A 9,725-nucleotide genomic window follows, 5' to 3' on the forward strand; every position below is an offset into this window, starting at 1 on the left:
CGCGCCGGCTGGACAGCAGCAGGTGCCGGGCGCCGTGGACGGCGACCAGGTGACGGGCGGTCAGCTCGCCCAGGCCGCCGATCGCGCCGGTGACCAGGACGGTCCCGGAGACGTCCAGCGAGGACGGCTCCCCGGCACCGGGCTTCCCGGTGGCTGTCGGTGCCTTGGCCAGGCGCGGGGCGAGCAGGGCGCCCCGCCGTACGGCCAGCTGCGGCTCGGTGTCCACCGGCAGTGCGGCCGACGGCAGTTCACCGCCGTCGTGGTCCACCAGGACCAGCCGGTCCGGGTTCTCCGACTGCGCGGAGCGGACCAGGCCCCACACGGCGGCCAGGACCGGATCGGGCGCACCCTCCCCGGTGGCGACCGCGCCGCGGGTCAGCACGGCCAGCCGGGCCTCGGCGAACCGCGGGTCCACCAGCCACTCCTGGACCAGCCGCAGCACCCGTACGGTCGCCGCGCCGACCGCGGCGGCCAGCTCGTCCGTCGCGTCGGACCCCTGGTAGGGGGCGAGTTCCACCGCGACCACGTCGGGCACGGCCGCGCCGGCGTCCACCGCCGAGCCCAGCTCGGCCAGGGCGCCCAGGCAGTCCGTACCGTCGGTGCTGTCCACGCGGTCCGTACCGAGGACCGTCCAGGAGCGGGCGGCCGGGTCGCCGGCCGGCACCGGCAGCCACTCGATCCGCAGCAGCGACTCGCGCACGGCCCGGTCGGCGGTGCGCAGCCGCTCGGCGGAGACGGGCCGCAGCAGCAGCGAGTCCACCGAGGCGACGGGTGCGCCGCCGAGGTCCGCGACGGTCAGCGACAGGGTCTCCGGCGCGGTGCGGGCCAGCCGGACGCGCAGCGCGGTCGCGCCGCTCGCGTGCAGCCGGATCCCGCCCCAGGAGAAGGCGAGCCTGCCCTGCTCGGCGTCCGGCACCAGGCCCATGGCGTGCAGGGCGGCGTCCAGCAGCGCCGGGTGCAGCCCGTAGCGGGCGGCCGCGGCCTGCTCGGTGGCGGGCAGGGCGACCTCGGCGTAGACCTGGTCGCCGTGCTGCCAGGCGGCCCGCAGGCCCTGGAAGGCCGGGCCGTAGTCCACCCCGGCGTCCGCGAGCCGCTGGTAGGCGTCGGTGACGTCCAGCGGGGTCGCGCCGGCCGGCGGCCATGCGGTGAGGTCCGCGGTGGGCTCGTCGGATGCCGCGTCGGTGGCCGCGTCGGTGGCCGCGGAGAGCGTGCCCGAGGCGTGCCGGGTCCACGGCTCGTCCTCGGCGGCGTCGGCCGGGCGGGAGTCGATCCGCAGCGGACGGACGCCGTCCTGCTCCGCGCCGACCAGCACCTGGAGCCGGACCCCGCCGCGCTCGGGCAGGACCAGCGGGGCCTCCAGGGTGAGTTCGTCGAGGCGGCCGCAGCCGACCTCGTCGCCGGCCCGGACGGCCAGCTCCAGGAACGCCGTTCCGGGCAGCAGGGTCGCGCCCATCACGGTGTGGTCGGCCAGCCACGGCGTGCTGTGCCGGGAGAGCAGCCCGGTCAGCAGGTGGCCGTGGCCGTCCGCGAGCGGGACGGCCGCGCCGAGCAGGGGGTGCTCGGGGGAGGTGAGGCCCGCCGTGGTGACGGCGGCCGCACCGGCCACGGTGTCCAGCCAGTAGCGGTTGCGCTGGAAGGGGTAGGTGGGGAGGTCGGTGCGGTGGCCGCCGGTGAGGAGCGGGGTGAAGTCGGCGGGGGCGCCGTGGACGTGGGCTTCGGCGAGGGAGGTGAGGAAGCGGCGGGTGCCGCCGTGGTCGCGGCGCAGGGTGCCGAGGGTGTGGGCGGTGGTGTTCTGGAGGGTGTCCTGGATGGCGCCGGTGAGGACGGGGTGGGGGCTGACCTCGATGAAGAGGTCGTGGCCCTGGTCGGCCAGCTGCTCGGTGGCATGAGCGAGTTGGACGGTCTGGCGGAGGTTGCGGTACCAGTACGCGGCGTCCATCGCCGTGGTGTCCAGCCAGCGGCTGTCGACGGTGGACCAGAACGGGATGTCGGCCGAGCGGGGGGTGACGGGGGCGAGCAGGTCGAGCAACTCGGCGTGCAGGGCCTCGACATGGGCCGAGTGCGAGGCGTAGTCCACGGTGACCCGGCGGGCGCGGATGCCGTCCGCCGTGAAGCGCTCGACGAGCTCGTCGAGGGCGTCGGCGTCTCCGGCGACGACCGCCGAGGAGGGGCCGTTGACGGCCGCGATCGAGATGCGGTCCTGCCAGGGGGTGAGGTCGATGTCCTGGGCGGGCTGGGCGATGGAGACCATGCCGCCGGCCCCGGCGATGGCGGTGATGGCCTGGGAGCGCAGGGCGACGACGCGGGCGCCGTCCTGGAGGGAGAGGGCGCCGGCGACGGTGGCGGCGGCGATCTCGCCCTGGGAGTGGCCGATGACGGCGTCGGGCTGGACGCCGTGGGCCTGCCAGAGGGTGGCGAGGGAGACCATGACGGCCCAGAGGGCGGGCTGGACGACGTCGACGCGGTCGTAGCCGGGTGCGCCGTCGGTGCCGCGCAGGACGTCGATGAGGTTCCAGTCGGTGAACTCGGCCAGCGCGTCCGCGCATTCGGTGATCCGAGCGGCGAATACCGGCTCGCTGTCGAGGAGTTCGACGGCCATGCCGACCCACTGCGAGCCCTGGCCGGGGAAGACGAAGACCGTGCGCCCGGTGGTGGAGGCGGTGCCCTCGACCACGGCGGCGCTCTCGGTGCCCTCGGCAAGCGCCCGGAGGCCTTCGGCCAGTTCGGTGCGGTCCGAACCGAGCACCACCGCACGGTGGTTGAACAGCGAGCGGGTGGTCGCGAGCGAGTGGGCGAGGTCGATCGGGGCGGCCTCGGACTCCTGGAGCCGCGCGGCCTGGGCGCGCAGGGCGTCCGCCGACTTCGCGGACAGCAGCAGCGGCAGCACGCCGTGCGCCGTCACCTCGTCCGTCAAGGTCTCTTCCGTGTCCGGCTGTTCGAGGATGACGTGGGCGTTGGTGCCACTGACGCCGAAGGAGGAGACGCCGGCCCGGCGCGGGCGGCCGGTCTCGGGCCACTCCCGCTCCTCGGTGAGCAGCTCCACCGCGCCCGCCGTCCAGTCCACGTGCGGGGTGGGCTCGTCCACGTGCAGGGTCCGGGGCAGCACCCCGTGCCGCATCGCCAGCACCATCTTGATGATGCCCGCCGCGCCCGCCGCGCTCTGGGTGTGGCCGAGGTTGGACTTCACCGAGCCGAGCTGGAGCGGCAGTTCGCGGTCCTGGCCGTAGGTGGCGAGGAGGGCGTTGGCCTCGATCGGGTCGCCCAGCCGGGTGCCGGTGCCGTGCGCCTCGACGGCGTCGACGTCGGCGGCGGTGAGACCGGCGGTGGCGAGGGCCTGGCGGATGACGCGTTCCTGCGCGGGGCCGTTGGGGGCGGTGAGGCCGTTGGAGGCGCCGTCCTGGTTGATCGCGGTGGCCCGGACGACCGCCAGCACCGGGTGTCCGTTGCGGCGGGCGTCCGACAGGCGCTCGACCAGCAGCACGCCCACGCCCTCGGCCATGCCGAAGCCGTCGGCGGCCGCCGCGAACGCCTTGCAGCGTCCGTCCTCGGCGAGGCCGCGCTGGCGGCTGAACGCCACCAGGCCCTCGGGGGTGGCCATCACCGCGGCACCGGCCGCGAGCGCCATCGAGCACTCGCCGGCGCGCAGCGCCTGGACGGCGAGGTGGAGCGCCACCAGCGAGGAGGAGCAGGCGGTGTCGATGGTCACGGCCGGTCCTTCCAGGCCAAGCGCGTAGGAGATCCGGCCGGAGACCACGCTGGCCGCGTTGCCGGTGACCAGGTAGCCCTCGTTGCCGGGCGGGGCGGCGGCCAGCAGGGTGCCGTAGTCCTGGCCGTGGGTGCCGACGAACACGCCGACCTGTCCGCCCCGGACGGACACCGGGTCGATGCCGGCCCGCTCGAAGGCCTCCCAGGAGGTCTCCAGCAGCAGCCGCTGCTGCGGGTCCGTGGCGTGCGCCTCGCGCGGGCTGATCCCGAAGAACGCCGCGTCGAACTCGGCGACGTCGTACAGGAACCCGCCCTCGCGGGTGTACGAGGTGCCGACCCGGTCGGGGTCGGGGTCGTAGAGCCCGTCGAGGTCCCAGCCGCGGTCGGCCGGCAGGGTGCCGACCGCGTCGCGCCCGGCGAGGACCAGTTCCCACAGGTCCTCCGGGGTGCGCACCCCGCCCGGGAAGCGGCAGCCCATGCCGACGATCACGATCGGGTCGTCGTCCCGGGCCGTCGCCCCGGAGGAGGGGGCGGCCGGTGCGGCGGCCGGGAGCCGGTCGCCGAGCACCTGCTCGCGCAGGTGGCCGGCGAGGGCCTTCGGGGTCGGGTAGTTGAAGATCAGCGTGGCGGGCAGGCGCAGGCCGGTGGAGCCGTGCAGGCGGTTGCGGAGCTCGACCGCGGTGAGGGAGTCGAAGCCCAGTTCCTTGAAGGTCCGTTCGGGGTCCACCGCCGTGCCGGCCGGGTACCCGAGCACGGTTCCGGCGGTGGCGCGGACGAGGTCCAGCAGCTCCCGGTTGCACTCGGGCCCGGACATCCCGGCCAGTCGCTGGGCGAGCGCCGAGCCGCCGGCCCGGTCGGTCGGCCGCCGACGGCCCGAGCGGGTGCGGACCAGGCCGCGGAGCAGCGGGTGGACGGCGTCGGACTGGGCGCGCACGGCGGCCAGGTCGAGCCGGATCGGCATCAGCGCCGGTTCGCCGGCCGCGCGGGCGGCGTCCAGCAGGGCGAGCCCCTCCTCGGCGGAGAGCGCCGCGGTGCCGACGCCGGCCATCCGGCGCAGGTCGGTGCCGGTGAGCCGGCCGCCCATGCCGTTGCGCTCCGCCCACAGGCCCCAGGCCAGCGAGACGGCCGGCCGGCCCTCTGCTCGCAGGTGCCGGGCGTAGGCGTCGAGGAAGGCGTTGGCGGCGGCGTAGTTGGCCTGACCGCCGGCCCCGAACACGGCGGCGGCGGAGGAGTACAGCACGAAGGCGGCCAGGTCCGCGCCACGGGTGAGCTCGGCCAGGTTGAGCGCGCCGGAGAGCTTGGGCGCGAGCACCCGGTCGAACTGCCCGTCGGTGAGCGTCTCGATCACACCGTCGTCGACGATGCCGGCGGTGTGCACCACGGCGGTGAGCGGGTGCTCGGCGGGGACGCCGGCCAGCAGTTCGGCGAGGGCGGAGCGGTCGGCGACGTCGCAGGCGGCCAGGGTGACCTGGGCGCCCGCCGCGCGCAGCTCGGCGAGGAGTTCGGCGGCGCCCTCGGCGGCCGCGCCGCGGCGGCTGGTCAGCAGCAGGTGCCGGACGCCGTGGGCGGCGACCAGGTGGCGGGCGGCGAGCACGCCGAGGCCGCCGGTGGCCCCGGTGACCAGGGCCGTCCCGTTCGGGTCGAGCGCCGGGGCGCCCTGCGCGGCGGGCCGCACCCGGGTGAGCCGCGCCGCCCGTACCGAGCCGTCGTGCAGCAGCAGTTGCGGCTCGTCGCCGGCCAGGGCCGCGGGCAGGGCGCGGTAGGAGGCGTCCTGCCCGTCCAGGTCGACCAGGACGATGCGGTCCGGGTGCTCGGACTGCGCCGAGCGGACCAGGCCCCACAGCGGGGCGGTCACCAGGTCCGGCAGGCCGTCGCCCGGGCCGTCCCCGGCCACCGCGCCCCGGGTCAGCACGACCAGGCGGCTCTCGGCGAAGCGCTCCTCGGCGAGCCACTGCTGGAGCAGGCCCAGCAGCGCGTGGGTGGCCGCCCGCACGGCGGGGACCAACTCCGGTGCGGCGCCCGGCGCGAGGGGCAGCAGGACGGTGTCGGGGGTACGGCCGTCGGCGGCGGCGAGGGCGGCCAGGTCGGCGTACGCGTCCACCGTGCTGCCCGCCGCGGTGAGCCCGGCGGCCAGGCCGAGGACGTCCTCGCCGACCAGGGCGTAGCGGCCGGTGACCGGGGCGGCCCCGGGCAGGTCCGTCCAGTCGACGCGGAACAGCGAGTCGCCGTCGGGCCCGGCGTGGACCGCGCGCAGCTGGTCGGCCGAGACCGGCCGGACGGCCAGGCCCTCCACCGAGACCACCGGCACGCCGTGCTCGTCGGAGGCCTCCAGGGCGACCGAGTCCAGACCGGCCGGGGAGAGCCGGACCCGCAGGGCGGTCGCGCCGGCGGCGTGCAGCGAGACCCCGCTCCAGGCGAACGCCAGGTGGCCCTCGGCGGACTCCTCGCGGTGCCGCACGGCGCCGAGGTCCATGGCGTGCAGGGCGGCGTCCAGCAGCGCGGGGTGCAGCCCGTAGCGGGCCGAGCGGTCGGCGACCTCCTCGCTCAGCACGACCTCGCTGAACACCTCCTCGCCGCGCCGCCAGGCCGCGCGGACGCCCTGGAACGCCGGGCCGTACCCGGCGGGCAGCCGCTCGTACAGGTCCTCGACCGGCAGCGGTTCGGCGCCGGCCGGCGGCCACTGGGTGAGGTCCGCGGGGGCGGCGGGAGTGGCGGGGGAGAGGGTGCCCGCGGCGTGCCGGGTCCACGGCCGGGAGGCCGCGGCGTCCTGCGGCCGCGAGTGCAGGCCGACCGGCCGGGCGCCGGTGGCGTCCGCCTCGCCGACCACCACCTGGACCTGGACGGCGCCCTGCTCGGGCAGGACCAGCGGGGCCTCCAGGGTGAGTTCGTCGAGGCGGCCGCAGCCGACCTCGTCGCCGGCCCGGACGGCCAGGTCCACCATGGCGGTCCCGGGCAGCAGGGTGGTGCCCATGACGGTGTGGTCGGCCAGCCACGGGTGGGTGGTGCGCGAGATCAGGCCGGTCAGCAGGTGGCCGTGCCCGTCGGCGAGCGGGACGGCCGCGCCGAGCATCGGGTGGTCGGCCGCGGCCAGGCCGACGGCGGTCACGTCCGAGGCGCCGGAGGCCGCCTCCAGCCAGTAGCGGTTGCGCTGGAAGGGGTAGGTGGGGAGGTCGGTGCGGTGGCCGCCGGTGAGGAGCGGGGTGAAGTCGGCGGGGGCGCCGTGGACGTGGGCTTCGGCGAGGGAGGTGAGGAAGCGGCGGGTGCCGCCGTGGTCGCGGCGCAGGGTGCCGAGGGTGTGGGCGGTGGTGTTCTGGAGGGTGTCCTGGATGGCGCCGGTGAGGACGGGGTGGGGGCTGACCTCGATGAAGAGGTCGTGGTCCTGCTCGGCCAGCTGCTCGGTGGCATGAGCGAGTTGGACGGTCTGGCGGAGGTTGCGGTACCAGTAGGCGGCGTCCATCGTCGTGGTGTCCAGCCAGTGGCTGTCGACGGTGGACCAGAACGGGATGTCGGCCGAGCGGGGGGTGACGGGGGCGAGCAGGTCGAGCAACTGGTCTTGCAGGGCCTCGACATGGGCCGAGTGCGAGGCGTAGTCGACGTTGATCCGGCGGGCCTGGGTGCCGTCGGCGGCGCACCGCAGCAGCAGCTCGTCCAGGGCGTCGGCGTCTCCGGCGACGACCGCCGAGGAGGGGCCGTTGACGGCCGCGACGGAGATCCGGTCGGCCCACGGCGCGATGGTGGCGAGCGCGTCCTCGGCAGACCGGGGGAGCGACACCATGCCGCCGTTTCCGGCGATGGCGGTGATGGCCTGGGAGCGCAGGGCGACGACGCGGGCGCCGTCCTGGAGGGTGAGGGCGCCGGCGACGGTGGCGGCGGCGATCTCGCCCTGGGAGTGGCCGATGACGGCGTCGGGGTGGATTCCGTACGTCTGCCAGAGGGCGGCGAGGGAGACCATGACGGCCCAGAGGGCGGGCTGGACGACGTCGACGCGGTCGTAGCCGGGGGCGCCCTCGGCGCCGCGCAGGACGTCGATGAGGTTCCAGTCGGTGAACTCGGCCAGGGCGTCGGCGCATGCGGTGATCCGCTGCGCGAACACCGGCTCGCTGTCGAGGAGTTCGACGGCCATGCCGACCCACTGGGAGCCCTGGCCGGGGAACACGAAGACGGTCCTGCCGGTCACGTCGGCCGTACCGGTCACCACGGCGGCGCTCTCGGTGCCCTCGGCGAGCGCCCGGAGGCCTTCGGTCAGCTCGGTGAGGTCCGAACCGAGCACCACCGCACGGTGGTTGAACAGCGAGCGGGTGGTCGCCAGCGAGTGGGCGAGGTCGACCGGGGCGGCCTCGGACTCCTGGAGCAGCGCGGCCTGGGCGCGCAGGGCGTCCGCCGACTTCGCGGACAGCAGCAGCGGCAGCACGCCGTGCGCCGTCGGCTCGTCCGTCAACTCCTCTTCCACGTCCGGCTGTTCGAGGATGACGTGGGCGTTGGTGCCGCTGACGCCGAAGGAGGAGACGCCGGCCCGGCGCGGGCGGCCGGTCTCGGGCCAGTCCCGGTCCTCGGTGAGCAGCTCCACCGCGCCCGCCGACCAGTCCACGTGCGGCGTCGGCTCGTCCACGTGCAGGGTCCGGGGCAGCACCCCGTGCCGCATCGCCAGCACCATCTTGATGATGCCGCCGACCCCGGCGGCCGCCTGGGCGTGCCCGATGTTCGACTTCAACGAGCCGAGCAGCAGCGGGAGTTCGCGGTCCTGGCCGTAGGTGGCGAGGAGGGCGTTGGCCTCGATCGGGTCACCCAGCCGGGTGCCGGTGCCGTGCGCCTCCACCGCGTCGACCTCGGCCGGAGCCAGGCCCGCGGCTGCCAGCGCCTCGCGGATCACCCGCTCCTGCGCCGGGCCGCTCGGGGCGGTGAGGCCGTTGGAGGCGCCGTCCTGGTTCACCGCCGTGCCGCGGACCAGGGCCAGCACCGGGTGCCCGTTGCGGCGGGCGTCCGACAGCCGCTCGACCAGCAGCACCCCCGCACCCTCCGCCCAGCCGGTGCCGTCGGCGGAGGCGGCGAAGGACTTGCAGCGCCCGTCCTCGGCGAGGCCGCGCTGGCGGCTGAACTCGACGAACACCTCGGGCGTCGCCATCAGCGCCACGCCGCCCGCCAGGGCCAGGTCGCACTCCCCGCGCCGCAGCGCCGCGACCGCCAGGTGCAGGGCCACCAGGGAGGAGGAGCAGGCGGTGTCCACGGTGATCGCCGGGCCCTCGAAGCCGAAGGTGTACGACACCCGGCCCGAGGCGACGCTGCCCGCGGTGCCGGTGCCGAGGTACCCCTCCACCTCCTCGGGCACCCGGGGCAGCCGACTGGCGTAGTCGTGGAACATCACGCCGGTGAACACGCCGGTCCGGCTGCCGCGCAGGGCCTCCGGGTCGATGCCGGCCCGCTCCAGGGCCTCCCAGGAGGTCTCCAGCAGCAGTCGCTGCTGCGGGTCCATGGCGAGGGCCTCGCGCGGGCTGATGCCGAAGAAGTCCGGGTCGAACTCGGCGCTGTCGTAGAGGAATCCGCCCTCCCGGACCGAGGAGCTGCCGACCGAGTCGGGCGCGCCGCCGAACAGGGCGTCGGTGTCCCAGCCGCGGTCCGTCGGGAACTCCGAGACGGCGTCCCGGCCCTCGGCGACCAGCTGCCACAGCGCCTCGGGGGTGACCGCCCCGCCCGGGTAGCGGCAGCTCATCGCGACGATCGCGATCGGGTCCTCGTCCGCCGTCACCGCCGGACGGGCGGGGGTGGCCGGGGCCGGGGCCTCGTCGAGGAGTCCGGCGAGCAGGAAGCCGGCCAGCCGGGCCGGGGTGGGGTGGTCGAAGACCACGGTCGCCGGGAGGCGCAGGCCGAGCGCGGTCCGCAGCCGGTTGCGCAGCCGGACGGCCGAGGCGGAGTCCACCCCGAGGTCCTTGAAGGCCCGTTCGGGCGCGATCGTCCGCGGCAGGCCCCGGCCGAGCACGCCGGCCGCCTCGGCCCGCACCAGGCCGAGCAGCGCCTGCCGGGCC

The 9,725-nt window shown here is 76.2% G+C and carries 1 protein-coding gene; it reads right to left on the reverse strand.

What is annotated here, in order from left to right:
- On the reverse strand, positions 1–9,725 hold a 9,725-nt coding region (locus ACFU6K_RS19850; protein ID WP_380664721.1), incomplete at both ends, for an SDR family NAD(P)-dependent oxidoreductase.

Source organism: Kitasatospora sp. NPDC057512 (assembly GCF_042802135.1).
GTDB lineage: Bacteria > Actinomycetota > Actinomycetes > Streptomycetales > Streptomycetaceae > Kitasatospora.